Here is a 22,998-nt window from a genome sequence, read left to right on the forward strand (position 1 = left end):
CGGTTCGACAATGTGCGTGCCGGCGCGGTGGGTCTTATCTCATTCGCTTCTCGAAGTCGTCGGCCCCTTTCATCTATGGGCATCGACGCAAAGGCAAAGCGAATAGTCGAGAATACAAGTCGCCGATGGCTGTTTAACGATAAAACGATACTGTTACGGAGCGCTCTCGTTCGAGAGTTGCAGATGAACGCGGCTGTAGATCGTCAACACGTTCACCGGCTTTTGCTGGGGTGCCTCGCCATTCCCGGGCAAGTTCGAAGCCTTCCAGTTCCGTGATGTGGGCAAGGCATCGGCGAGCGCCAGGGGCGCAGTTCGGGCAATGAACGTTCCCGCGCACCGTCTTGCAAGATCAACCGCCACCCGCTCGGCGACGCCCGCCCCATGCCTTTCGTAAATGTGCTGCCACACCGCCATGAACATGAAGATGACGATGTCATAGTCGCTCGCGAGGGTCTGCTCGACCTGGCGCTGTTTGGTGAGGTCGAGCACATCGCGGGCCACATGCGCTTATAGGCAAGAGGCCAACGGGTTCAATTCTCGGGGCAGTCCCTGACGCCGGGAAGGACGAACGGATCGGCTTTCGTCAGGTCGCTAACACCCACAGAACCATAGGCAACAAAAAGGCCCGGCGAACCGGGCTTTCTGTCAGGCGTCTGAACCATATCGAATGGCTCGAAACGGGAATTTGGTGCCCAGAAGAGGACTCGAACCTCCACTCCTTGCGGAACACGGACCTGAACGGTGCGCGTCTACCAATTCCGCCATCATATGGCATACGGCTAGCCGCTAAGCAGAGCCCAAGCGGCATAGGATAGCTCATCCCAGAGCCAAAGGACCGTGTCCATGGCTCCTGTCCGCTAGAGTCTCGATGACCTGGCATTCCGCCACTCTGCAGCAGGCGCACTCATCGACCATGCGTGTCAGTTCAAGTCGCAGGGCGTTTAGACTGGCGATTCTGCTCTCGATTTCGGCCAGCCGCGCCTTGGCGATTGCATCGGCTGTCGCACAGGATTGCTCCGGATGGTCTTGAAGTGACAGGAGCGCGCGAATGGCTTCGACTTCAAAGCCGAGCTCGCGGGAGTGTCTGATAAAAGCCAGCCTTGAAACGGCGGCTTTCTCGTACCGTCTCTGCTGCCCTTCGGTGCGCGGCGGTGCCGGCAGCAGCCCGATCTGCTCATAGTAGCGGATGGTGGGGACTTTCACCGCCGTTCGGCGCGAAAGTTCGCCGATTGAGAAATCCATGAAAAACCTCTTGAACCTCTAGTGGCTAGAGGAACTAAGGTGATCGCAAGCATGGAGATTTTCAATGGCTGACGATTGCTGCGCGCACGAAACAACGACCTGCGCTGGCCCGCCTCCCTTGGTGCTGCCTGCCAGGACCGACAGGGCAGAAGCGGCAGGTCATGGAGCGCCGAACGCATCATGCTGCTCGGGCGGAGTGACTGTTTTTGACGGCATGGACGTTCGATACAAACGGGTGCTTTGGGCGGTCATTGCGATCAACGGCGCGATGTTCCTCACCGAGATGGCCGCCGGCCAGCTCGCCGGCTCGCAAGCGCTCAAGGCCGACGCCCTGGATTTCCTCGCCGATACCGCCACCTATGGCCTGAGCCTCGCCGTGATCGGTGCAACCCTGCAAACACGTGCGACCGCGGCCTTGTTCAAGGGGCTGTCTCTGTTCGCTATGGCGCTGTGGGTGTTCGGTTCGACGGTCTACCAGACCCTGGTGCTCGGCGTTCCGAGCGCGGAGGTCATGGGGGTCATCGGCTTCCTGGCGCTGGCTGCAAACCTCGGCTCCGTGCTGCTGCTGCGCCCCTACAAGGACGGCGACGCCAACGTCCGCTCGGTCTGGCTTTGCTCGCGCAACGACGCCATCGGCAATGTGGTGGTGATGGCTGCCGCCGTTGGAGTCTGGCGCACAGCCACCGCTTGGCCGGATCTTGTCGTCGCCGCGCTGATGGCGGGAATATTCCTGACCTCGTCCGTCCAGATCCTGAGACAGGCCTGGGTTGAGTACAGCCAGAGCCGCCAGCTTGCTGCCGCGGAATAACAAAAAAGCCCGGACGAACCGGGCTTTTTTGAACGAAGATTGATGCGCCCCAGCGGGCTCAATCAAACCATCACCAGTCCTCCTTCGCCAAGGCTTCGGAGGACACTCCTTCGTCTAACGACTTCGGGTGGCCTGCCACCCGAAGCTCGAAGAGCGAAGGGTGGTGCCCAGAAGAGGACTCGAACCTCCACTCCTTGCGGAACACGGACCTGAACCGTGCGCGTCTACCAATTCCGCCATCTGGGCTGGTGCGGGCTCATGTAAGCGGGCAAGCGACAGGTGTCAACGCGCTTTTTCAGAGCATGATCCCGAAAAGTGGGAACCGGTTTTCGGAAAAGATCATGCTCAATCAAGAAACGCCCGCGGCGACGCGCCGGCTCAGTTTTCCAGCACGTCCTTCGACGCCACGGTGGAATCGGCGTTGAGCTTGTAGATCACCGGCACGCCGGTGCCGAGCTCGAGCTTGACGATCTCCTCGCCGCTCTTGCCGTCCAGCGCCATGATCAGCGCCCTGAGCGAATTGCCGTGCGCTGCGACCAACACCGTGCCGCCCCTCAGCACATGCGACTGCATGTCGTGCAGATAGTACGGCCAGACGCGGGCGCCGGTGTCCTTCAGGCTTTCGCCGCCGGGCGGCGGCACGTCGTAGGAGCGGCGCCAGATGTGCACCTGCTCTTCGCCCCACTTCTTGCGCGCGTCGTCCTTGTTGAGGCCGGAGAGGTCGCCATAGTCGCGCTCGTTCAGCGCCTGGTCGCGGATCGTCTTGAGGTCGCTCTGGCCCACGGCGTCGAGAATGTGCTGGCAGGTCTTCTGCGCCCGGATCAGCGCCGAGGTGAAGGCGATGTCGAATTTCAGGCCGCGCGCCTTGAGCTTCTGGCCGGCTTCCTTGGCCTCCTTGTGGCCCTGCTCGGTCAGGTCTACATCGCGCCAGCCGGTGAACAGGTTCTTCAGGTTCCATTCGCTCTGGCCGTGGCGCACGAGCACGAGAGTTCCCGACATGTTTGCTCCTTCGAGTTTGTGGGGTGGATCTGAGCAATTCCAGGAAAAGTGTGTAGCGGTTTTCCGTCCGGAATTGCGTAAGAAAAATAGATGCCTCAGCTCAGGCCGAGCACGTCCCGCATCGAATACAGTCCAGGCTTCTTCGCGCGAGCCCAAAGCGCCGCCTTCACAGCACCGCGGGCAAAGATCGCGCGGTCCTCGGCGTGATGCGAAAGCGTGATGCGCTCGCCGGTGCCGGCTAGGATCACGCTGTGGTCGCCGACCACCGAGCCGCCACGCAAGCTGGCGAAACCGATGGTTCCAGGTTTGCGCACGCCGGTATGGCCGTCGCGCGCGCGCGCATCGTTGCCGGCAAGCGCAATACCGCGTCCCGCCGCCGCCGCTTCGCCGAGCAGCAAGGCGGTACCCGACGGCGCGTCGACCTTGTGCTTATGGTGCATTTCGAGGATCTCGATGTCGAAATCGTCGGCGTCGAGCGCGCGCGCCGCTTGTTCCACCAGCACTGCCAGCAGATTGACGCCGAGGCTCATATTGCCGGATTTGACGATCGTCGCGTGGCGCGCCGCGGCTTCGATCCTGGCGTTGTCTTCCGCCGAACAGCCGGTGGTGCCGATGACATGGGCAATGCGCGCCTGCGCGGCGTAGCCGGCGAATTCGACGGTAGCGGCCGGAGCGGTGAAATCGAGCACGCCGTCGGCCTTGGCGAACACCGGCAGCGGGTCGTCTGAGATCGTCACATTGATAGTGCCGATGCCGGCAAGTTCGCCTGCATCCTTGCCGAGATAGGGCGACCCAGTGCGTTCGACCGCGCCGACCACGCGCGCGCCGGGGATCGAATGGATGGCGCGGATCAGCGTCTGGCCCATGCGGCCGGCCGCCCCTACCACCACCAGGCCCATATCGCCGGATTCGCTCATACGGTCCTCCCCAACACCTTCTTTCCACGCGAACGCGGCAGCGGAGTTTGGATTGGCTTGGCGTCGTCGACAAGCCCCAGCCCCTTCTTGCCCTGCACGCGGTGGAAGCGGGCATAGACGCTGTGCGGATCGGCCATCAGCGAGGCGTGGGTGCCTTCCTCGACCAGCCGGCCCTGCTCCATGACGATGATGTGGTCGGCATTGACCACGGTCGACAGACGGTGCGCAATCACGATGGTGGTGCGGCCGGCCATGACGTGGGTGAGCGCTTCCTGGACGCGGGCTTCGGCCTCGTTGTCGAGCGCCGACGTCGCTTCGTCGAGCAGCAGGATCGGCGCGTTACGCACGATGGCGCGAGCGATCGAGACGCGCTGGCGCTGGCCGCCCGACAGCGTCGCGCCGCTTTCGCCGACCGGCGTGTCGTAGCCTTGCGGCTGCTGGCGGATGAAGTCGTCGGCCGCGGCCTGGATCGCCGCCTGCTCGATCTCGGCATCGGTGGCCGAAAGCCGGCCATACCTGATGTTGTCGCGGATGGTGCCTTCGAATAGATAGGGCGACTGCGAGACATAGGCGATCGAACTTCGCAGCGAGTGTTTGGTGACTTTGGAAATGTCCTGGCCGTCGATTTCGATCGTGCCTGCATCGACATCGTAAAAACGCTGCAGCAGCGCCACCAGCGTCGTCTTGCCGGCGCCCGAAGCGCCGACGATGGCTGTCATCTTGCCGGCGGCGGCGGTAAAGCTCAGATCCTGCAGCACCGGCACTTCCTCGACATAGCGGAATGACACGTTGTTGAACCGCACCGCGCCGGTGGTGAAATGCGCCTCTGTGGCGCCTGGCGCGTCGCCTTGCTTCGGCTCGCGGTCGAGCAGCTCGTAGATCATGCGCGCATTGACCAGCGCCCGCTCCATGCTGACCTGCATGCGTGCCAGCCGCCGCGCCGGGTCATAGGCCAGGATCAGCGCGGTGATGAACGAAAACACCGCACCCGGTGGCTGGCCGAGGACCAGTGCCCGATAGCCGGAATAACCGATGACCGCAGTCACCGCGAGGCCGGCCAGCATGTCGGAAATCGGCGACAGCCGTTCCGAGACGCGGGCGATCTTGTTGCTGCGCTGTTCGGCGCTGGCGGCGAGGTCGCCAATGCGGCGCGACAGCTCCTCCTCCATGGTGAAGGCCTTGACGATGGCGATGCCTTGCGTGGCCTCCTGCACGGCCCCGATCAGCCGGGAATTGATCAGCACGGATTCCCGGTTGATCTTGCGTACCCGGCGCGTGATGTAGACGACGGCCCAGATCAGCGGCGGTCCGATCAGCAGTGAACTCAGGGACAGCACCGGATCCTGGTAAATCATGACGCCGACAAGGCCGACCAGCGTGACGGCGTCGCGGGTGATCGAGACGATGGTCAACGACAAAAGGTCGCGAATACCGCCGACATTCTCATTGACCTGCGCCGCCAGCCGGCCCGAACGCGTGTCGTTGAAGAAGTCGACGCCGAGCTTCATCAGATGATCGAAGATGCGTCTCTGGTAGCGCGCCACCAGATTGTTGCCGATGGTGGCCAGCGCCACCGCCTGGCCGTAGCCGGCGAAGCCACGGATCATGAAGGCGCCCATGAAGCCGGCGCAGATCCAGATAACGGCGCCGCCCTGCCGTTCGTAGAATATCTGGTTGACCATCGGCGCCATGATCCAGGCGCTGAAGGCCGTCGTGCCGGAAACCAGCAGCGAACAGATGATGGCGACGGCATAGTACCAGTGATAGTCGCGGCTGTTTTCAGCCAGGATGCGGCGCAGCACCGCCGTGACCTCGGCCGGTCTCGCCTTCAATCTGTTTGGGCTTTGAAGTGTCAAATCTGCAGCGCTTCGTCGGTTTCCGCAGGGTAGAGCGGGCTGGAATTCGGCCCCCCTCTTAACGCCCCGGCCGTGGCTTGCCTATGGCCAAGGCGGCGAAACTTCGTCGCGGCTCAGTTCACGATTGAGAGTTGATCGCCAGTTTTTGCGGTGCGGATCATGCCCGCCAGCGCCGCCCCGCGGTCTGGACGCCGAACAGCGAAGGGTTGCGGGCATAGGCGGCGAGCCCGAGAAGGGCTGCCAGCGGGTGGGTGATGACATAGACCGGCATCGAGGCCATCAGCGCGCTGTGCGGCGCCTTGTCCTCGAAGGCGGCGCGGAAATTGCCCTCCTTCAGCGCCGGCACGATCTTTTGCGCGATGCCGCCGGTCAAAAACACGCCGCCGCGGCTCATGAACACCAGCGCGAGATCGCCGGCGGTGCGGCCGAGACAGGTGACGAACAGCGCCAGCGCCTCCTCGGCGACCGCATCGGTATTGGCCAACGCTGCCCCGGTGATCTCGGCCGGCGTGGTGAAGGGAGAAGGTTTTCCGTCGGCCTTGGCCACCGCCCGGTAGACATTCACCAGACCACGCCCGCACAGGATCTGTTCGCCTGAAATGCGCCCTTCGAGCTTCTCGATATGCGGGAACACCTCGAAATCGCGGGGTGTGCGCGGGCCGATGTCCATATGGCCGCCCTCGCCGGGCACCGGTATCCAATGGTTGAGCGCATGGACCAGCCCGGCGACGCCGAGCCCGGTGCCGGGGCCGAGCACGACGCGCCCGGCATTCTCCTCCGGCGTGCCGCCGCCGATCTTTTCCATATGCTCTTCGCCGAGCGCCACGACGGCCAGCGCCTGCGCCTCGAAATCGTTGAGCACGACGATGTCGCTCAGGCCCAGATTGGAAAACATCTGCCTCGGTTTCACCACCCAGGGACAGTTGGTGAGCGGGATCTCGTCGCCATCGACCGGCCCGGCGATCGCCAGCACCGCCGAATTCGGCCGCACCGACGAGCGGTCGAGCACCGCCGCCTGGATCGCCTCGTCGATGGTGTTGAAATTGGCCGTCTGCACGATCTGCGGCTCGCCGGCTTCCGAATTCGCATCGAGCACGATCGAAAAGCGCGCATTGGTGCCGCCGATATCGCCGATCAACACTGGAAACCGCAACGCTGCGTCGTCGTCGCCTGACATGCTCTTGATCGTCCCCTTTGCGACGCCGTTGCGCCCGTTTCAATCGATTGACTAGCGCATGACCCAGGAAAGGGGAAGCGTCAGGTCGCCTTTACTGTCCGACGTTTGCCGGCGGCCGTCGCCTCGGCAGGGGAATGCCGATCTCCGGCGTCGCGGTGAAGGCGTTAGCGGCGCTTGGCAGGCCCGCCGAGTTGCCGTTGATGGGCGGCAAAGGCGCATCAGGTTCGGGCGCGCTGGCCGCGATCGGCACGCCGCCGCCGCGATAGGTGACGGCTTCAACCGAGTCGGCATCGGGCTGGTCGAGCACGAACTGGCATTGTTTCGGCAGGTTCGCCATCGTCATCACGTCGCGTGCCTTGGGTGCGTCCGGGTTCTTGTTGGGCCTCCACGGCCCCTCGGTGAACCACCAGGCCAGCGGCTTGCCGCAGCCGTCATCGTCTGGTGTCGCTTCCTGTCCCTTGCAGTTGGGCGAGCCCGGCTGGCAGCCGATACGGATATGGAAATGATAGTCATGGCCCCAGAACGGCCGGATCTTGCGCAGCCAGGAACGGTCTCCGGTGACGGTGTCGCAAAGCTTCTTCTTGATGCCGGGATTGACCAGGATGCGCTCGACTTCCGGATAGCTTGCCGCACGCTTCAGCAGCTGCGTGTGCATCGGCTTCCACAGGCTGTCCTTCACCAGATGCGTCTTTTCGTCGACCATCAGCGTGGCGCTGATGTTTTCGCGCTCTTGGGTCGTGAGCTTGCGGTCGGGCATTGGTGTCAGCCAGATGTCGGCGTCGAGGCCGATCTGGTGCGAGGCATGCCCGGTCAGCATCGGGCCGCCGCGCGGTTGCGAGATATCGCCGATCAAAAGCCCCGGCCAGCCGTCGGCGGCGGCATCGCGCGACAGTTTTTCGATCAGCGCGATCATCGTCGGATGGCCCCAGCGGCGGTTGCGCGAGGGACGCATCACCTCCCAGTTCTGACCATCCATCGGAATGGCGACGCCGCCGGTGAAGCAGCCCTTGGAGTAGAAGCCGAAGGATTGCGCCGCGGCCACCGCCGGCAGCTTCTTGGCGCCGAACAGGTCTTTTGCCCGCGGCTCGGCCGTGATTGCGCCCGCCGCCAGCCCGGCCAAGGCAACGATCGCCAGCGCCGCCTTCAAGAACGGGCGCCTGCCGGGCAAGGATCGCATCGAAATCGTCATGAGCCCCCTCTGCTGCAGGCCGCCAATTCAAGCGAATCATAGCACGCCCGGCGCCGCGTTTCGATTATCCACCCTTGATCGGGCTACGCGGCTCGCCATCGCGCCAGCTCCCGTCAGCCCACATCCGGTCGAATGCCTGGCGGTAGTCCGGAAAGCGGAACCGATAGCCGGCCGCCTTGATCGCTGTGTTGGCGACGCGCTTGTTCTCGCCATAGAAGGACCGCGCCATGGGCGAAAGTTGGGCGGTCTCGAAAGGAATTTCCGGCGGCGGTTCGACGCCCATCAGCGAAGCGGCATAGCTGACGACATCCTGCGGCGGCGCCGGCTCGTCATCGGTTACGTTGAAAATGCCGCCCGTATTGCCGTCGACGAGATGCCACAGCGCACCGGCAATGTCGTCGCAATGGATACGGTTGAACACCTGGCCGGGCTTGACCAGCCGCCGCGCGGTGCCGTTTTCCAGATTGACCAGCGCATTGCGACCCGGCCCGTAAATGCCGGAAAGCCGCAGGATCGCCACCGGCTTGCCGATCTCGCGGCCAAGCTCCAGCCAATCCTGCTCGGCATCCACCCGCATCACCGAGCGCTTCGACATCGGCCGGCATGCCGCCGTCTCGTCGACCCAGCCGCCGCCATAGTCGCCATAGACACCGACGGTGGAGAGGTAGCCGATCCAGCGAAGGGCGGGCATCGCTGTTATCGCCAGGCGCGCGGCGTTGAGCACCGGGTCGCCGGCCTCCTCCGGCGCCACGGAGACGATCAGATGCGTGGTATTCTCCAGCGCCTCGCCAACCTCAGGTGTCAGTGCACCATCGAACAGCAGTGGCGCAATGCCGGCCTGTTTGAGCGATTCGACCTTTTCCGGCGTGCGCGTGGTGCCGAAAATCCTCGCCTTTTCCTTGTTGGCCCCGGCAAAGGCCTTGCCGGAATAGCCGGCGCCGAAGATGAAGATCTGCTTTTCGCTCATGCATGCGCCTCTGTTGGCAGCGCGGACAGCCATTCGTCGCGCACTGTCGCGTCGGTTTCGGTTTTCGAGCCGGCTGCAGCCAACTCGGCAAATTCAGCCTCTGGCACCAGCCGCGCCAGCGCCCAGATGGCCGCGCCGCGCACCAGCGGAGACGGATCGCTCAGCAATGCGCGCACCGAACTGGCCAGCGAAAAATCCCCGGAATTGCCGGCGGCGATCAGCACGTTGCGGACAAAGCGGTCGCGGCCGATGCGTTTGATCGGCGAGCCCGAGAAGAAAGACCGGAACGTGGCATCGTCCAGCTGCAACAGCTCCGCCAGCGCCGGCTCGCGCAATTCGTCGCGCGCGGCGAGTTTTGCCTCCGAGGCGGCGCGGGCGAACTTGTTCCACGGGCAGGCGGCGAGGCAATCGTCGCAGCCATAGATGCGGTTGCCGATCTTTTCGCGGAATTCGAGCGGGATCGGCCCCTTGTTCTCAATGGTCAGGTACGAAATGCATCGCCTGGCATCGAGCCGGTAGGGCGCGGGAAAGGCATCCGTCGGGCAGGCATCGAGACAGGCGCGGCAGGAGCCGCAATGGTCCTCGTCGGGGGCATTGGGCTCAAGCTCGGCGGTGGTGAAGATGGTGCCGAGAAACAGCCACGAGCCGTGCTCGCGGCTGACCAGATTGGTGTGCTTGCCTTGCCAGCCGAGCCCGGCGGCCTCGGCCAGCGGCTTTTCCATCACCGGCGCGGTGTCGACGAACACCTTCACGTCGCCGCCGGCCCGCGCCACGATCTTGCCGGCAATCTCCTTCAGCCTTCCCTTCATCACCTCGTGATAGTCGCGGTTCTGAGCATAGACCGAGATCGCGCCGCGGTCGCGTCTTCCCTGCAGCGCACGCGGATCATGGTCGGGGCCGTAATTCATCGCCAGCACGATGATCGAGCGTACTTCGGGCCACAGCGTCGACGGTTCGCTGCGGCGCTCGAGCGTCTCGGCGATCCACGCCATCGAGCCATGAAAACCGTCGGCGACGAATTCGGCGAGCCGTCCCGGCGCCAGCGGGATCGAGTCAGGCGTGGTGACGGCCACCGCATCGAAGCCGGCGCGCCGCGCCTCCGCGTCGATCAGCGCGCGCAGGGTTTCGCGTTTAGAAGTCGAGGTCCGCATAATGCGACACCGGCGACAGGCCGCGCACCCGGTCGGAGAGCAGCGGCCGGAACGACGGCCGCGATTTCACCCGCGTGTACCATTCGCGCGCCGCGGCATGCTCGCGCCAGTCGATCTCGCCGAGATAATCCAGCACCGACAGCGTCGCCGCCGCTGCCAGGTCGGCATAGGTCACCTTGCTGCCGGCCAGCCAGTGGCGGGTGCCGGCCAGCCAGTTGGTGTATTTCATATGCTGGCGGATGTTGGCGCGCGCGGCCCGGATCGCGCCAGAATCGGGCGAACCGCCGCCCGCCGTCTCCGGCATGATCGGCTTCAGCACGCGTTCGCGCACCAGATGCCTGGTCACTTCGCCCTCAGCTTTGTTGAGATACCAGTCGGTCAGCCGGCGGATTTCGGCGCGCTGCATCGGGTCTTCGGCAAACAGCCTCTTGTCGCGCTTCAGCACACCGCGCGTCTCGTCGAGATATTCGGCAATCACCATGGCGCCGACGATCGGCACGTCGCCCTCGGCAAGCAGGATCGGCAAGGTGCCGGCCGGGTTCAGCGCCAGGAACTCCTTGCGCCGCGTCCACGGTTTTTCCTCGATCAGCGCCAGCTCCTCGCCATACTCGCCAAAGGCGAGGCGAACGAAGCGGCAGGTGGCGAACATCGGGTGATGGAAAAGCGTCAGCATGGTTCCGCGATAATTCAGCGCACTGGCGAATCGCAGGGCGCACCGGTAAGTCTTGGCGGCCCGTCATGCGGCCGTCACGGTGTTGCGACCTATAGGGGGACTTCCGCGCCGTGACAAGCAAGCCCTTTTGCAAGCCGTTTCCTTCCGTCACTTGAATGCCGAGGTTGCCATGGATAGCCACACCATTGTCGAAGCCCTGCTGCTCGGCCTGCTCGAGGGGCTGACCGAGTTCATCCCGGTGTCCTCGACCGGCCATATCCTGCTTGCCGGCCATTTCCTCGGCTTCCATTCCACAGGCAAGGCCTTCGAGATCCTGATCCAGCTCGGCGCCATCCTGGCGATCCTCAGCGTCTATTTCCGCCGCCTGTGGCAAATGCTGCTCGACCTGCCGCATGACCGGCTGACGCGGCATTTCGTCCTCGGCATCCTGATCGCCTTCCTGCCGGCGGCCATCATCGGCGCGCTGGCGCATGATTTCATCAAGACCATCCTGTTCGAATCGCCGCGGCTGATCTGCATCATGCTGATCATCGGCGGCGTCGTGCTGCTGGCGGTCGACCGCATGAACCTCAAGCCCGTCTACCGCGACGTCGAACGCTTCCCGACCCGGCTCTATCTGCAGATCGGCCTGTTCCAGTGCCTGTCGCTGATCCCCGGCACGTCGCGCTCCGGTTCGACCATCGTCGGCGCGCTGCTTCTGGGCGTCGACAAGCGCGCGGCGGCGGAATTCTCCTTCTTCCTTGCCATCCCGACCATGGTCGGCGCCTTCGCCTTCGACCTGTTCAAGAACCGCAATGTGCTGACCACGGCCGACCTGCCGATCATCGCCATCGGCTTCGTCGCCGCCTTCGTCACCGCGCTGATCGTCGTCCGCTTCCTGCTCGATTACGTCTCGCGCAACGGCTACTCGCTGTTCGGCTGGTGGCGCCTGGTGGTGGGTGGTGTGGGCTTGGTGGCGTTGATGATTTGGGGGTGAGGAGTGGTCCGCGAAGCGGACGGAAAGCCAATTGCTTGGCTTTCCGAACGACGAACGCCCTGAGCCAGCGAAGGGCGAGCAACGCCTGTCATTAGCCCCTCAACTCCTCCCATAAAACGCATTCTCCACGTGCACCGGCCAGCGCCAGGGCAGCACCGCCACCATGTCGAACCGCATCGACAGCTTTCCGTAATCCGGCTGCCGCGACAGCCAGATGTCGGCGGCGCCCTCGATGCGGCGCTCGGATTCATGGCCGATCGCCTCCATCGCTTCCATCAGCGTGCGCCGCGCCTTGACCTCGACGAACAGCACGAGGTCGCCGCGCCTGGCGATCAAGTCGATTTCACCGAAGCGCGTGCGATGGCGGCGCGCAAGAATGCGGTAGCCCTTCAGCATCAGCGCCGCTGCCGCCAGCCACTCGCCGCGATGGCCGCGCCGATAGGCCTTTTGGCGGCTGGCGCTCGGGCGCTCAGCCACCTTCGCCTTCTCCAGCGGCATCCCTGAGCTCAAGCAGCCGCCGGTACAGCGCCTGCTTCTGCCCGCCGGTCATCTTCGCCGCTTCCGCCGCCGCCTTGGAAGCCGGCATTTCGGCGGCCAGCGACAGAAGCAGCCGGTCGATGTCGGCGGGTTGGTCGGCCTTGACCTCGGCGGGGCCGACACAGATGACGATCTCGCCCTTCGGCGTGTCGGCCGCCGCATAGTGGTCGGCCAGCGCCTGCAGCGTGCCCGTCCGCATCTCCTCAAAGGTCTTGGTCAGCTCGCGGCCGATGGCTGCCTTGCGCTCGCCACCCAGCGCCTCGACCATGGCAGCCAGCGTTTCGGCCAGCCGGCGTGGCGATTCGAAGAAGATCAGCGTCGCCGGCACCGCCCTGAAGGTTTCCAGCTTGGTCAGCCGCTGCCCTGATTTCACCGGCAAAAACCCGGCGAACAGGAAGGCGTCGGACGGCAGGCCCGACGCCGTCAACGCCGCCAGCGGCGCCGACGGACCCGGGATCGGCACGACGCGCAGGCCGCGCTCCTGCGCCTCGCCGACCAGCCGGTAGCCGGGATCGGAGATCAGCGGCGTGCCGGCGTCCGAGATCAGCGCCACGCTCTGCCCGGCCTCCAGCGCTGCGATCAGCTTCGGCCCGGCCTCGCCGGCATTGTGCTCGTGATAGGCGGTGGTACGGCGGCGGATGCCGTAGCGGTCGAGCAGCACGCGCGAGACGCGGGTGTCCTCGCAGGCGACGATGTCGGCGGCGGCCAGCGTTTCCAGCGCGCGCAGCGTGATGTCGGAGAGATTGCCGATCGGCGTCGCCACCAGATAGAGCGCCGGCTCGAGCGGTCGGGCCGGCATCTCGGTCTGGCCGATCACATAGCTGCGTTTTTCGCCGGTCACCGCTCACATCTCCGTTCAGCCCTGTTTGGCACGGCGCAGGCGCGGTTGCAAAAGCCCGGCGTCCCGCCTCAACCTGACCGCCCCAAACCTGACGCCGATGTAATCCGGCCGCCATGTCTTTGCCATAGTGGGGAACGAAACCGTGGCCGGCGGATTGAATACCTGAGTCTCTTGAGGAGGAGGACAGGATGGACAGCCTCAAATTGCAGGACGTTTTCGAGCCCTACTATGCCGGGCGCAACCGCGTGCCCGCGCCAAAGGACAAGCGTCTGCTCGCCAAGAGCGAGACCAGCCTGACCAGGCGGGCCACCACCCCCTTGCCGACGAATGTCAGGCTTTCCGACAATCAGCCCCAGCCAAGCAGCACGACGGAGCACTGACCGGACGATGCCCAATCGCTTCGATATCTTCATCACCCGTCTTGAAACCAAGAGCGCCAGAGAAGGCGTGCCGCCGCATCCGATGAACGACCAGCACAGCGTCCGCCGCGACAAGGCCGACGCCAAGCCGGCCCGACCCGGCGACGCGCATACCGAAAAGCACCGTGGCAAGCGCCGCTTCAAGCACGACGCTTGATCCCACAGACCTTTGCGGTTGGGCGAGACGGTTGATCCTTCGTCATCCTATGGCGAAGCAAGGAGCGTAGCGACGCGGCGCAGACCATAGGATCCATGCCGTGACATCAAAGCGTCGCAACGGTCCAGAATTCTGTTCTGCCGAATTCCTAGACTAGGCTAAGGTCGCGGCATGGATCCTCGGGTCAAGCCCAAGGATGACGAAGGCATGGATGCCAACGCCCCGCATCTTGTTCAACCGAGATACCGCGAAACGCGCACCTCCAACAGACGCACCAGTTCCGGATCCATGAATTCATAGTCATCAGGGATGTCGAGGCAGACCACCCGCGCCTTCTTCAGGCTCGCCTTGAATTTCTTCTGCAATTTGGTGCGGTGCGCCTTTTCCATGACGAAGATGATGTCCGCCCAGGCCACCAGTTCATGCGTCAGCGGCGTGTCGGCGTCGTGATTGGTGCCGGCTGAGGCGACCTCGATGTCCCTGCGCTTGGGAAAACACGTGCTCGGCAGTCGGGCTGCGCAACCGGTTCTGGCTGCAGACGAAGAGAACGTTCCTCACCGACTACTCATCCCAGATATCACGCTGATTTTTGCTGAGAGGGATGTACTGATCAAATGTGAGTCCATTCAGATCAAACTCGAACAACTCATCCTTGGCGATCCCGCGAAGCTTATTTCCAATATATGTTATGAAACTGAGGACAACGCTGAATTCGCTCAAGTGGGACAATTTTAGTTTCGATGTGACCGTTGCGTTTCTGATGAAAATCGCCTGAGCCTCAAAGAGGTCGTCATGCTCTGGAGATCTCAAGATTTCGGTCAATCCAAACTCGAACACATCATCCGTGTTCAATGTCATCAAGGTCTCGTGGATCAGGAACTTCATCGAAGGGCTCATCTCGGATACGGCGCGGGCACGCCTTCGGCTCAACAAGCCGAACTTCTAGCATCCTTACTGGAGCCGATAAATCGTCCACCACAGACCAGCCACTTGGCCTGTGGGCTTACCGCGCCAGATCCGCCACCACGGCGTCGAGCACGATCATGCCGGCCGGCGTGGCGCGCAGCCTTGCATTGCCGATCGGCGCCACCAGCCCCTCGTCCTGCAGCACCGACAGCCGCGCGCTGGACAAGCCGCGCCCGGAAAACGCCTCGTAGCGGGTAAGGTCGATGCCTTCGGCGAGCCGCAACCCCATCAGCAGGAACTCGTCGGCCTCCTCCGAACGCGTCAAGACTTCGCCGCCGGTGACGCCATGGCCCTTGGCCTCGACCAGATTGGCCCAGGTCTCCGGCATCCGCTCGGCGATGGTGACGGTGCGGTGGCCGTTCTCGATGAAACGGCCATGCGCGCCCGGCCCGACGCCGACATATTCGCCATAGCGCCAGTAGGTCAGATTGTGCCGGCTTTCGGCGCCTGGCCGGGCGTGGTTGGAAATCTCGTAAGCCGGCAAACCATGCGCTGCGCTCACCTCTTGCGTCAGCGCGTAGAGATCGGCTGCCCGATCATTGTCGGGAATGGTGAATTTGTGCGCCGCATGCAGCGCGTGGAACGGCGTGCCTTCCTCGATGGTCAGCTGGTAGAGCGACAGATGATCGGCGGCGTGGCCGATCGCCTGTTCGAGCTCCGCTTGCCATGCGTCCAGCGTCTGGCCGGGACGGGCATAGATCAGGTCGAAGGAAAGCCGCGGAAAAATCTCACGCGCCAGCCCGATGGCATGCAGTGCTTCCTCGACATTGTGCAGCCGGCCGAGAAAACGCAAATCCTTGTCGTTCAGCGCCTGCACGCCGAGCGACACCCGGTTGACGCCGGCGGCGCGGTAGCCGCGAAAACGCTCAGCCTCGACCGAGGACGGATTGGCTTCCAGCGTCACCTCAATGCCATCGGGCACGGTCCAGTTCTTGGCCACGGCGTCGAGCACCGCCGCCACCGTCTGCGGCTGCATCAGCGACGGCGTGCCGCCGCCGAGAAAGATGCTGGTCACTTCGCGCGGCCCGGTGCGCCCGCGCATCGTCGCGAGCTCGGTCTCGAAGGCGCGGGCAAAGCGCTGCTGGTCGACCGGCTGGTGGCGGACATGGCTGTTGAAGTCGCAATACGGGCATTTGGCCGCGCAGAACGGCCAATGGATGTAGACGCCGAAGCCCGGGCTGCGGTCCAGCGGCATCAGGCTGAGCCTAACCTGGCGCGGGCGAATTTCTGGAAGGCGCGGGCGCGGTGCGACAGCGCCGTTGGCTGGCCGGGCTTCCAGCCATGCTTCTCCTCGGCGCTCATCTCGCCGAACGTCTTGTCGAAACCGTCGGGTAGAAACACCGGGTCGTAGCCGAAGCCGAGCTCGCCGCGCGGCGGCCACACCAGCGTTCCCTCGGCCTCGCCTCGATAATATTCGGCTTCGCCATCTGGGAAGGCGAGGCAGATGACGGCGACAAAGCGGCCTGTTCGTTGCTTGGGCTCGGCCGCGCCGACCTCCTGCAAGGCCACTTCGGTGCGCTGCATGGCCATGCCGAAATCGCGGGTGCCTCCCGGGGTTTCGGCCCAGTTGGCGGTGTATACGCCGGGTGCGCCGTCGAGCGCGTCGACGCAGAGGCCCGAATCGTCCGACAGCGCCGGCAGGCCAGTGGCTTCAGCCGCGGCAAAGGCCTTGATATAGGCGTTTTCCTCGAAAGTGGTGCCGGTCTCGTCCGGCTCCGGCAGGCCGTAGTCCTTGGCCGACTTCGCCTCGAAGCCGAACGGACCCATCAAATCGGCGAATTCGCGCAGCTTGCCTGCATTGTGGCTGGCGACGACGATCTTCTTTCCATCGAGAGAATGCATCAAAGGCCCCAGATCCGTGGCTCGGCGAATTCGATCGAATTGCCCGAGGGGTCGCGTATGTAGATCGAACGCCCGCCTTGCGGCCATTCGAATTCGCTTTCGATGGCGATGTTTTTCGCCTCAAGTTGCGCCTTCCAGCGCCCGAGTTCATCCGCGCTTGCCGCAAAGCAGAGATGGCCCTCGCCGACCGTGCCGTGCGGCGGCACTTTCAGCCGCGCATCCGGTGCCGGCGGGATTTTGGTCGCCTCGGCGTTGAAGATCAGCAAAACGCCGGCGCCGCAGCGGAAGAAGAGATGGCGGCCGTCGACTTTGCCGAGGAGGTCGAGGCCGAGGATGTCGCGGTAGAACGCTTCGGCGGCGGCGAGATCGGTGACGTAGAGAGCGGATTCCAAAACAGCAGAAGGAGTCACGAGGCACCCCCCTCTGCCCTGCCGGGCATCTCCCCCGCAAGGGGGGAGATTGGCAGTTCCGCTGGCAGCGTCTCAACGTTGATGGTTGGCAAAAACGGTAGCGACCTCTGATCTCCCCCCTTGCGGGGGAGATGGCCGGCAGGCCAGAGGGGGGTGTGAAGGATCGCCGACGTCATCGCAGTAAATTCAATCAGGCCACAGCCATCTGCTGCAAACTCACCAACCTTTGGATGCCCTTCTTGGCCAGACCCATCAGCTCCGCGAACTGCCCTTCGGAGAAAGGCTCGCCCTCGGCGGTGCCCTGGATCTCGACGATGCCACCCTTGCCGGTCATGACGAAATTGGCGTCGGTGCCGGCCGACGAATCCTCGATATAGTCGAGATCGATGACCGGCTGGCCGTCATGGATGCCGCAGGAAATCGCCGCGACATGGTCTTTCAGCACTTTGGCAACGCTGGCCATCTGCCGTGCTTCCATCCAGCGCAGGCAATCGTAGAGCGCCACCCAGCCGCCGGTGATCGAGGCCGTGCGGGTGCCGCCATCGGCCTGGATGACGTCGCAGTCGACGGTGATCTGCTGTTCGCCAAGCGCCTGCAGGTCCACGACCGCGCGCAGCGAACGGCCGATCAGCCGCTGGATCTCCAGCGTGCGGCCGCCTTGTTTGCCGGCAGAAGCTTCACGGCGCATGCGTTCGCCGGTCGAGCGCGGCAGCATGCCGTATTCAGCCGTCACCCAGCCCTTGCCGGAATTGCGCATCCAGCCCGGCACCTTTTCCTCCAGGCTCGCCGTGCACAGAACATGCGTGTCGCCGAATTTCACCAGGCACGAGCCTTCGGCGTGTTTGGACACGCCGCGCTCGAAGGAGATGGCGCGCATTTCGTCGGCTTGGCGTTTGGAGGGGCGCATCGAGGCCTCTTTCTGTTCTTTTTGCGGTTGCGTGGGCGGCTTGTAGACGCATGCAGCCCATGGCGCAAAGGAAAATGGCCGCAAACGCGGCGCCGTGACCGCATACGGCATTGGGCGATCGCAAGAGCGACGCCGCTGGCCGCAAACGCGGCAGCGGGCGATCTGGAACAGACGCCGCTGACCGCAAGTGCGGCAGCGGGTTGCGCAGGGGCGAAGGAAGTCTATATCCTTTAGCCGGAGGTTTTTGGCCCGAATGACCAAGGCAGTCACCGAACCCAGTCTGCTGGCACCCGCGCTGCAGTCGCTCGACATGCGCTCGCGCGACATTTTCCGGCGCATCGTTGATTCCTACCTCAAGGATGGTGAGCCTGTGGGATCGCGCAGCCTGTCGCGCATCCTGCCGTCGTCGCTGTCGCCGGCCACCATCCGCAATGTGATGAGCGATCTCGAACATCTCGGCCTGATCTATGCCCCGCACATCTCGGCCGGGCGGCTGCCGACGCAGACCGGCCTGCGCTTCTTTGTCGATGCCTTCATGGAACTCGGCGATCTTTCCGACGAGGAACGCCGCGTCATCGAGGCGCAGGTGCGCGCCTCCGGCTCGGGCGCGACGCTGGAACACATGCTGACCGAGGCCAGCCAGATGCTGTCGGGCATGTCGCGCGGCGCCGGCCTGGTGCTGGCCACCAAGAACGAGGTGGCGCTGAAGCACATCGAGTTCATCCAGCTTGAGCCGACCAAGGCGCTGGCCGTGATGGTGTCGCAGAACGGCGATGTCGAGAACCGTGTCGTCGACCTGCCGGCCGGCATCACCGTCTCGCAGCTGCACGAAGCCTCCAACTTCCTAAACGCCCATATCAGGGGCCGCACGCTCGCCGAGGCGCGCATCGAGATCGCTCGTATCAAGGACGAGACCAGGGCCGCCCTCGACACGCTGTCGCAGGATCTCGTCGAAAAAGGCCTGGCAGTGTGGGCGGGCGCCGACAGCGGCCTGCCGGCGCGTCTCATCGTGCGCGGCCGCGCCAATCTGCTCGAAAACGTCACCGCCCAGGCAGACATCGAATTGCTCAGGCACCTGTTCGAGGACCTGGAGACGCAGGACGGACTGATCCAGCTGCTCGACCTCGCCGAGGACGGCCCCGGCGTGCGCATCTTCATCGGCTCGGAAAACAAGCTGTTTTCGCTCTCCGGCTCGTCGCTGGTGGTGGCGCCCTACCGCGACAAGGACGCCCGGGTCGTCGGCGCGCTCGGCGTCATCGGCCCTACCAGGCTGAATTATGCCCGCATCGTGCCCATGGTCGACTACACTGCCCAATTGATTACCCGGATGTTGAGATAAGTCCGAAGCCGGGATCACCGCAAAGGAGGGCGCAGAATGGCGCTTGAATCGTTCAAGGCCCAGATCAGTCTGCTGCTCGAGGAAATGGTCAACCAGCCCGAGGACGAGCACGAAATCCAGGAGCAGCTGCGCGAAAAACTTCGCGAAATGCGCGCCATGGGCCTGCCGCTGCCGGACGATCTCGTCGCGCTTGAAAAGCGGCTCGACGATGATCTCGACGTCGAGGAAGAAGACAGCTGACGGGTTTCGCTTGAATCTGCGCGCGCACGCTTCTCTTTTGTGGCGCTCGCGCGATATCTCTTCTTTGCATGACGCCCCGACCTGCGTGAATTCGAGGAGGACAGCATGATCCGGATTGCCGGCTTCGCGAGCCTTGCCCTGCTTGTGGCCACCAGTGCCTTCGCTCAGCAAGCCGATCAACCGCTACTGACCGGCAAGGACGCTTTCGGCGACTGGAAGGCGGACAAACCGGGCGTGCGCCGGCTGATCAAGCCGCAGGACCTGCAGGCGCCCTTTGTCACCGAATCCGCATCCAATGGCCCCGGCGTGGCGGAGAGGCCCGAAGGCGCCAATCCAGTTGTGTTGCCGGGTTTTACAGCGGAGCTTATCGCCTCCGGTATCGCCAACCCGCGCGTCGTTCGCGTTGCTCCGAATGGCGACCTGTTTGTTGCCAACAGCAACTACGACGAGATACGCGTTTATCGTCTCGGAAAGGGTAGCGCAAAACCCGTCCAGAAAGCGATCTTTGCCAGCAACCTGAGCCGACCCTACGGCATTGCCTTCTATCCGCCGGGCGACAAGCCGCAGTGGGTTTATGTCGCCAACACCGATAGCGTGGTGCGCTTCGCCTATCGCGACGGCGATCTGAAAGCCTCCGGTGAGCCGGAGACGATTGTCTCCGGCATTCCCTCGGGCGGCCACTGGACTCGCGACATCGCCTTCTCGCCCGACAGCAAGACGCTTTATGTCTCGGTCGGCTCCGAATCGAATATCGCCGAGGGCATGGGGAAGGAACCGCGCGGCGGCCTCGACGCCTGGATCAAATCCATGCCTTCAGGTGCTGCCTGGGGCGAGGAGGACGGCCGCGCCGATGTGCTGGCCTTCGACCCCGATGGCAAGAATGGCCGCATCGTTGCCACTGGCCTGCGCAATTGTTCTGGTATGACCGTTCAACCGGCGACCGGTGCGCTGTGGTGCGTCGTCAACGAGCGGGACTCGCTCGGCGACAACATTCCGTTCGAATTCGCAACCACAGTAAAGGACGGCGCCTTCTACGGTTGGCCTTGGTACTATATCGGCAGCAATGAGGATCCGCGCCGCAAGGGTGAGCGCCCAGACCTTGCCGGTAAGGCAACCATCCCCGACGTGCTGATGCAGGCGCATTCGGCGCCGCTCAACATCGTCTTCTATGACGGCGGCAATTTTCCGGCCGAGTATAGGGGCGATGCCTTCGTTGCCCTGCACGGGTCCTGGAACCGCGGCGTACGCACGGGCTACAAGGTGGTGCGACTGAAGTTCAAGGATGGCAAGCCGACCGGCGAGTATGAGGATTTCATCACCGGCTTCGTCATTTCCAATGACTCCGTCTGGGGCCGGCCTGTCGGCGTCGCGGTGGCCAAAGACGGCGCGCTCATCCTCACCGAGGATGCCAACGGCACCATCTGGCGCATCACTCATGTCGACGGGCCTTCCTGAGTCCATTGGTTTGGCAAAGAGCTGCCCCAGTGCACGTCCCGATGTATCGCCTTGGGATAGGTATGGATCACCTCGGCCGATGAGACGCGGTCGTCGAAACCGGTATCCCTGAGATTGAAGAGGCCGACCGAGCCGAAGGACTTCTTCGCCCCTTGCGCGAAGCGGCTGTCGCTGAAATCGTGTTCGTAGAGCGTCACCGTGACGTGACCGTCATTGAGCTTCGGCACGTAAACACTGCTGATCGTGTCGTTGGCGACGCCCAGCTGGTTGACGTTGAAGCGATAGACGTCCTGCACCATGCGCCGGGCCGCATTGCCGTTGATCATCCAGTATTCGCGGCGCGATGCGCGGTTCTGGTCGTCAAGCTTGAGCGCTGCCTTGCGGCCAAGCCCGAGCCAGTGCTCGAACACCATCACATTGGCGCCCCAGGGGTAGGGATAATTGGACTTGTCGACGATGCGCCGCACGCCGGTGTCGGGGATCTCATTGGTGTCGACATAGTCCAGCCATTGCAGCTGGAACGACGCTTCTACGTTGAGGTCGCTGTTGCGCGGATCGGAAGCAACGATGAGCCAGTCGGAAACCGGCGGATATTTGGTGTCGAGGTCGATGTAGAATTCGCCCTTGGCAGTGTCATCGGGGTCTGGGGAGTCGCGCTCTAACGCGACCAGCCGCACCTTGAAGCGGTTGTTGACGACCAGCGGATAGATCATCGGATGAACGGGGTGAGCGCCGGGGTTCCGGCTGTCGGTAAAGTACCCAGGCGCTGAGACGATATCGCTCGCGCCCTTGTCGAACAGGCTGAAGGCCTGCCGCCCCTCGAACCACAGATACCATTCCAGCTCGTGCCCGCGCGCCTCGGAATAGGGCTTCCATTGCAGAAGCTGGATGTGAAGTCGTTTCGCTAGCATGGGCAGCTCCTGTCGGTGTAGCCGCGCAAGAGCGCAGCTATTAGGGATTGCAAAGTGCGGTGGGGCGGATGGGGGATAGCCGCTCTCCCACGGCGCGTAAGGGAACCATCTCTCGTTATCGGCCGTGCCCTGACGACCGTCCGACCTTGCTGGCGCAATCGAATCCGTTTTACCCCTGCCGACTTTCATGGCATCAGGGGCACTTCACGGGGTGCAACCGTCATGACCCTCACCGGCTTTCTCGCCTATAGCGCCGCACTCGGCATCGCCGCCGCCATTCCCGGCCCCGGCGTCACTGCGCTTGTGGCGCGGGCGCTCGGCTCCGGCTTCCGTTCGTCGCTGGCCATGTCCTTCGGCCTGATGCTCGGCGACCTCACTTATCTCACCGCTGTGGTGCTCGGCCTTGCCTTTGTCGCGCAGACTTTCGGCCTGGTGTTTCTCGCCATCAAATGGCTGGGCGTCGCCTATCTCGCTTTCCTCGGCTGGCGGTTCTGGACCGCAGGCATCACCCCCGAGACTGTCGAGGCCAGGAAAGGCAAGGGTGGCCTGATATCGAGCTTCCTTGCCGGCCTCACCGTCACGCTCGGCAATCCGAAGACGATGATCTTCTATCTCGCAATCACGCCGACCATCGTCGACCTGAAGACCATCACGCTCGCCGACTACGGCATTCTGGTCGCGCTCACCGTCATCGTGCTCTTCGTGGTGCTGGTGCCTTATCTGGCGCTGGCCGCCAAGGCGCGCTGGTTCCTGAAATCGCCGCGCGCGCTGAAGGCGCTGAACCGCACCGCAGCCGGCTTCATGGTTGGCGCCGCGGCAGCCATAGCGGCTCGCCAGTAGGTGCATCGATATTCAGGTGAGGCCGGCCTGCAAACGCCGGCTTGCTGCGCTTCCGGTGCTCACGTACCCAAAAGTACGCTCCGCTCCGGTTCTCGCAAGCCAGCATTTTCGGCTCGGCCTGACCTGAATCTCAATACACCTTGGTGCGTGTTCGGCCGCTACTCGGCCAATCCATTCCG

General features: G+C 63.7%; 26 protein-coding genes, 2 tRNA genes and 1 pseudogene. 8 read left to right on the forward strand and 21 right to left on the reverse strand.

Features of this window, described 5'->3' with window-relative positions:
- Window positions 1–153: 153 nt before the first annotated feature.
- The 3 genes from AC1D1N_RS04030 to AC1D1N_RS04040 all read right to left on the reverse strand — a co-directional run bounded on the left by AC1D1N_RS04030 (window position 154) and on the right by AC1D1N_RS04040 (window position 1,242).
- Entirely contained in the window at window positions 154–489 is a 336-nt protein-coding gene (locus AC1D1N_RS04030) for a hypothetical protein (RefSeq protein ID WP_477346753.1), read from the reverse strand.
- Window positions 490–686: 197 nt separating this feature from the next.
- A tRNA-Leu gene (locus AC1D1N_RS04035) sits at window positions 687–765 on the reverse strand.
- A 51-nt stretch (window positions 766–816) separates the two neighbouring features.
- Window positions 817–1,242: a MerR family transcriptional regulator gene (locus AC1D1N_RS04040; protein ID WP_477346755.1), complete on the reverse strand. Its 426-nt coding sequence runs from the start codon at window positions 1,240–1,242 to the stop codon at window positions 817–819.
- A gap of 64 nt (window positions 1,243–1,306) precedes the next feature.
- Here AC1D1N_RS04040 and AC1D1N_RS04045 point away from each other — a divergent pair, with 64 nt between their 5' ends.
- Window positions 1,307–2,050, forward strand: a complete 744-nt coding sequence (locus tag AC1D1N_RS04045; protein WP_477346757.1) for a cation efflux transmembrane domain-containing protein — start codon at window positions 1,307–1,309, stop codon at window positions 2,048–2,050.
- A 161-nt stretch (window positions 2,051–2,211) separates the two neighbouring features.
- On the opposite strand, the gene AC1D1N_RS04050 is transcribed toward AC1D1N_RS04045, so the two are convergent.
- From AC1D1N_RS04050 to AC1D1N_RS04090, 9 genes are all read right to left on the reverse strand, one after another.
- Window positions 2,212–2,296, reverse strand: a tRNA-Leu gene (locus tag AC1D1N_RS04050).
- A gap of 132 nt (window positions 2,297–2,428) precedes the next feature.
- Window positions 2,429–3,049: a 2,3-bisphosphoglycerate-dependent phosphoglycerate mutase gene (locus AC1D1N_RS04055; RefSeq protein ID WP_352557881.1), complete on the reverse strand. Its 621-nt coding sequence runs from the start codon at window positions 3,047–3,049 to the stop codon at window positions 2,429–2,431.
- 95 nt (window positions 3,050–3,144) lie between these two features.
- Window positions 3,145–3,966: a 4-hydroxy-tetrahydrodipicolinate reductase gene (gene dapB / locus AC1D1N_RS04060; protein ID WP_477346759.1), complete on the reverse strand. Its 822-nt coding sequence runs from the start codon at window positions 3,964–3,966 to the stop codon at window positions 3,145–3,147.
- On the reverse strand, window positions 3,963–5,822 hold the full coding sequence (locus tag AC1D1N_RS04065) for an ABC transporter ATP-binding protein (RefSeq protein WP_436262210.1): 1,860 nt from the start codon (window positions 5,820–5,822) through the stop codon (window positions 3,963–3,965). Before AC1D1N_RS04065 ends, dapB begins: the two co-directional genes overlap by 4 nt.
- A gap of 157 nt (window positions 5,823–5,979) precedes the next feature.
- Window positions 5,980–7,008 carry a glucokinase gene (locus AC1D1N_RS04070; RefSeq protein ID WP_477347372.1) on the reverse strand — a complete coding sequence of 343 codons (1,029 nt, stop codon included), beginning with the start codon at window positions 7,006–7,008 and terminating at the stop codon, window positions 5,980–5,982.
- A gap of 82 nt (window positions 7,009–7,090) precedes the next feature.
- The gene (gene mepA / locus AC1D1N_RS04075) at window positions 7,091–8,188 is read right to left on the reverse strand and encodes a penicillin-insensitive murein endopeptidase (RefSeq protein ID WP_477346761.1); all 1,098 of its coding nucleotides are present in this window, start codon (window positions 8,186–8,188) and stop codon (window positions 7,091–7,093) included.
- Window positions 8,189–8,252: 64 nt separating this feature from the next.
- Window positions 8,253–9,155, reverse strand: a complete 903-nt coding sequence (locus AC1D1N_RS04080) for an SDR family oxidoreductase (protein WP_477346763.1) — start codon at window positions 9,153–9,155, stop codon at window positions 8,253–8,255.
- Complete coding sequence (gene queG, locus AC1D1N_RS04085) at window positions 9,152–10,306, reverse strand: tRNA epoxyqueuosine(34) reductase QueG (protein WP_477346765.1); 1,155 nt, start codon at window positions 10,304–10,306, stop codon at window positions 9,152–9,154. Before queG ends, AC1D1N_RS04080 begins: the two co-directional genes overlap by 4 nt.
- A complete protein-coding gene (locus AC1D1N_RS04090; protein ID WP_352557875.1) occupies window positions 10,287–10,979 on the reverse strand; it encodes a glutathione S-transferase family protein in 693 nt (230 codons plus the stop codon). The genes queG and AC1D1N_RS04090 overlap by 20 nt, the downstream gene beginning before the upstream one ends.
- A 169-nt stretch (window positions 10,980–11,148) precedes the next feature.
- Between AC1D1N_RS04090 and AC1D1N_RS04095 the strand changes: the two genes are divergently transcribed.
- Window positions 11,149–11,955 carry an undecaprenyl-diphosphate phosphatase gene (locus tag AC1D1N_RS04095; protein WP_436262214.1) on the forward strand — a complete coding sequence of 269 codons (807 nt, stop codon included), beginning with the start codon at window positions 11,149–11,151 and terminating at the stop codon, window positions 11,953–11,955.
- Between the two features lie 99 nt (window positions 11,956–12,054).
- Here the strand turns inward: AC1D1N_RS04095 and AC1D1N_RS04100 are convergent, their stop codons facing one another.
- Together AC1D1N_RS04100 and rsmI are read right to left on the reverse strand one after the other, a co-directional pair.
- Complete coding sequence (locus AC1D1N_RS04100) at window positions 12,055–12,432, reverse strand: YraN family protein (protein WP_162739130.1); 378 nt, start codon at window positions 12,430–12,432, stop codon at window positions 12,055–12,057.
- The gene (rsmI, locus tag AC1D1N_RS04105) at window positions 12,425–13,333 is read right to left on the reverse strand and encodes a 16S rRNA (cytidine(1402)-2'-O)-methyltransferase (RefSeq protein ID WP_477346768.1); all 909 of its coding nucleotides are present in this window, start codon (window positions 13,331–13,333) and stop codon (window positions 12,425–12,427) included. Before rsmI ends, AC1D1N_RS04100 begins: the two co-directional genes overlap by 8 nt.
- Window positions 13,334–13,521: 188 nt before the next feature.
- Here rsmI and AC1D1N_RS04110 point away from each other — a divergent pair, with 188 nt between their 5' ends.
- Both AC1D1N_RS04110 and AC1D1N_RS04115 read left to right on the forward strand, forming a co-directional pair.
- The gene (locus AC1D1N_RS04110; RefSeq protein WP_352583057.1) at window positions 13,522–13,713 is read left to right on the forward strand and encodes a hypothetical protein; all 192 of its coding nucleotides are present in this window, start codon (window positions 13,522–13,524) and stop codon (window positions 13,711–13,713) included.
- 7 nt (window positions 13,714–13,720) lie between these two features.
- Window positions 13,721–13,909, forward strand: a complete 189-nt coding sequence (locus AC1D1N_RS04115; protein ID WP_477346770.1) for a hypothetical protein — start codon at window positions 13,721–13,723, stop codon at window positions 13,907–13,909.
- 233 nt (window positions 13,910–14,142) lie between these two features.
- On the opposite strand, the pseudogene AC1D1N_RS04120 reads toward AC1D1N_RS04115, so the two are convergent.
- From AC1D1N_RS04120 to rph, 6 genes and pseudogenes are all read right to left on the reverse strand, one after another.
- A pseudogene (locus tag AC1D1N_RS04120) lies at window positions 14,143–14,467 on the reverse strand (low molecular weight protein tyrosine phosphatase family protein).
- Between the two features lie 3 nt (window positions 14,468–14,470).
- Window positions 14,471–14,794 (reverse strand): hypothetical protein, encoded by a 324-nt coding sequence (locus AC1D1N_RS04125; RefSeq protein ID WP_477346772.1) that lies wholly within the window; start codon window positions 14,792–14,794, stop codon window positions 14,471–14,473.
- 118 nt (window positions 14,795–14,912) lie between these two features.
- On the reverse strand, window positions 14,913–16,070 hold the full coding sequence (gene hemW / locus AC1D1N_RS04130; RefSeq protein WP_477346774.1) for a radical SAM family heme chaperone HemW: 1,158 nt from the start codon (window positions 16,068–16,070) through the stop codon (window positions 14,913–14,915).
- Window positions 16,070–16,717, reverse strand: coding sequence for an RdgB/HAM1 family non-canonical purine NTP pyrophosphatase (gene rdgB / locus AC1D1N_RS04135; RefSeq protein WP_477346776.1), 648 nt, complete (start codon window positions 16,715–16,717; stop codon window positions 16,070–16,072). The genes hemW and rdgB overlap by 1 nt, the downstream gene beginning before the upstream one ends.
- Window positions 16,717–17,127, reverse strand: a complete 411-nt coding sequence (locus AC1D1N_RS04140; RefSeq protein ID WP_477346778.1) for a VOC family protein — start codon at window positions 17,125–17,127, stop codon at window positions 16,717–16,719. Before AC1D1N_RS04140 ends, rdgB begins: the two co-directional genes overlap by 1 nt.
- A 190-nt stretch (window positions 17,128–17,317) precedes the next feature.
- Complete coding sequence (gene rph, locus AC1D1N_RS04145; RefSeq protein ID WP_023672052.1) at window positions 17,318–18,034, reverse strand: ribonuclease PH; 717 nt, start codon at window positions 18,032–18,034, stop codon at window positions 17,318–17,320.
- A gap of 253 nt (window positions 18,035–18,287) precedes the next feature.
- Here rph and hrcA point away from each other — a divergent pair, with 253 nt between their 5' ends.
- From hrcA to AC1D1N_RS04160, 3 genes are all read left to right on the forward strand, one after another.
- Window positions 18,288–19,373: a heat-inducible transcriptional repressor HrcA gene (hrcA, locus tag AC1D1N_RS04150; protein WP_112559112.1), complete on the forward strand. Its 1,086-nt coding sequence runs from the start codon at window positions 18,288–18,290 to the stop codon at window positions 19,371–19,373.
- A 36-nt stretch (window positions 19,374–19,409) separates the two neighbouring features.
- A complete protein-coding gene (locus AC1D1N_RS04155) occupies window positions 19,410–19,613 on the forward strand; it encodes a hypothetical protein (RefSeq protein WP_192258685.1) in 204 nt (67 codons plus the stop codon).
- A gap of 105 nt (window positions 19,614–19,718) precedes the next feature.
- Window positions 19,719–21,068: a PQQ-dependent sugar dehydrogenase gene (locus AC1D1N_RS04160; RefSeq protein WP_477346780.1), complete on the forward strand. Its 1,350-nt coding sequence runs from the start codon at window positions 19,719–19,721 to the stop codon at window positions 21,066–21,068.
- On the opposite strand, the gene AC1D1N_RS04165 is transcribed toward AC1D1N_RS04160, so the two are convergent.
- Entirely contained in the window at window positions 21,047–21,979 is a 933-nt protein-coding gene (locus tag AC1D1N_RS04165) for a hypothetical protein (RefSeq protein WP_477346782.1), read from the reverse strand. The two genes, AC1D1N_RS04160 and AC1D1N_RS04165, sit on opposite strands and share 22 nt — an antisense overlap.
- A gap of 222 nt (window positions 21,980–22,201) precedes the next feature.
- Between AC1D1N_RS04165 and AC1D1N_RS04170 the strand changes: the two genes are divergently transcribed.
- On the forward strand, window positions 22,202–22,819 hold the full coding sequence (locus AC1D1N_RS04170) for a LysE family translocator (protein WP_477346784.1): 618 nt from the start codon (window positions 22,202–22,204) through the stop codon (window positions 22,817–22,819).
- Window positions 22,820–22,998: the final 179 nt, after the last annotated feature.

This window comes from Mesorhizobium sp. P2_B5, assembly GCF_056404775.1.

What these genes read in the sequence shown, in the direction of transcription:
- AC1D1N_RS04155 (WP_192258685.1), top strand. Translation starts at nt 19,410, where the DNA reads ATGGCGCTTGAATCGTTCAAGGCCCAGATCAGTCTGCTGCTCGAGGAA.
- AC1D1N_RS04095 (WP_436262214.1), top strand. Translation starts at nt 11,149, where the DNA reads ATGGATAGCCACACCATTGTCGAAGCCCTGCTGCTCGGCCTGCTCGAG.
- AC1D1N_RS04125 (WP_477346772.1), bottom strand. Translation starts at nt 14,794, where the DNA reads ATGAAGTTCCTGATCCACGAGACCTTGATGACATTGAACACGGATGAT.
- AC1D1N_RS04045 (WP_477346757.1), top strand. Translation starts at nt 1,307, where the DNA reads ATGGCTGACGATTGCTGCGCGCACGAAACAACGACCTGCGCTGGCCCG.
- hrcA (WP_112559112.1), top strand. Translation starts at nt 18,288, where the DNA reads ATGACCAAGGCAGTCACCGAACCCAGTCTGCTGGCACCCGCGCTGCAG.
- AC1D1N_RS04040 (WP_477346755.1), bottom strand. Translation starts at nt 1,242, where the DNA reads ATGGATTTCTCAATCGGCGAACTTTCGCGCCGAACGGCGGTGAAAGTC.
- AC1D1N_RS04110 (WP_352583057.1), top strand. Translation starts at nt 13,522, where the DNA reads ATGGACAGCCTCAAATTGCAGGACGTTTTCGAGCCCTACTATGCCGGG.
- AC1D1N_RS04055 (WP_352557881.1), bottom strand. Translation starts at nt 3,049, where the DNA reads ATGTCGGGAACTCTCGTGCTCGTGCGCCACGGCCAGAGCGAATGGAAC.
- dapB (WP_477346759.1), bottom strand. Translation starts at nt 3,966, where the DNA reads ATGAGCGAATCCGGCGATATGGGCCTGGTGGTGGTAGGGGCGGCCGGC.
- rdgB (WP_477346776.1), bottom strand. Translation starts at nt 16,717, where the DNA reads ATGCATTCTCTCGATGGAAAGAAGATCGTCGTCGCCAGCCACAATGCA.
- queG (WP_477346765.1), bottom strand. Translation starts at nt 10,306, where the DNA reads ATGCGGACCTCGACTTCTAAACGCGAAACCCTGCGCGCGCTGATCGAC.
- AC1D1N_RS04160 (WP_477346780.1), top strand. Translation starts at nt 19,719, where the DNA reads ATGATCCGGATTGCCGGCTTCGCGAGCCTTGCCCTGCTTGTGGCCACC.
- mepA (WP_477346761.1), bottom strand. Translation starts at nt 8,188, where the DNA reads ATGACGATTTCGATGCGATCCTTGCCCGGCAGGCGCCCGTTCTTGAAG.
- AC1D1N_RS04080 (WP_477346763.1), bottom strand. Translation starts at nt 9,155, where the DNA reads ATGAGCGAAAAGCAGATCTTCATCTTCGGCGCCGGCTATTCCGGCAAG.
- AC1D1N_RS04165 (WP_477346782.1), bottom strand. Translation starts at nt 21,979, where the DNA reads ATGCTAGCGAAACGACTTCACATCCAGCTTCTGCAATGGAAGCCCTAT.
- rph (WP_023672052.1), bottom strand. Translation starts at nt 18,034, where the DNA reads ATGCGCCCCTCCAAACGCCAAGCCGACGAAATGCGCGCCATCTCCTTC.
- AC1D1N_RS04115 (WP_477346770.1), top strand. Translation starts at nt 13,721, where the DNA reads ATGCCCAATCGCTTCGATATCTTCATCACCCGTCTTGAAACCAAGAGC.
- AC1D1N_RS04170 (WP_477346784.1), top strand. Translation starts at nt 22,202, where the DNA reads ATGACCCTCACCGGCTTTCTCGCCTATAGCGCCGCACTCGGCATCGCC.
- AC1D1N_RS04090 (WP_352557875.1), bottom strand. Translation starts at nt 10,979, where the DNA reads ATGCTGACGCTTTTCCATCACCCGATGTTCGCCACCTGCCGCTTCGTT.
- hemW (WP_477346774.1), bottom strand. Translation starts at nt 16,070, where the DNA reads ATGCCGCTGGACCGCAGCCCGGGCTTCGGCGTCTACATCCATTGGCCG.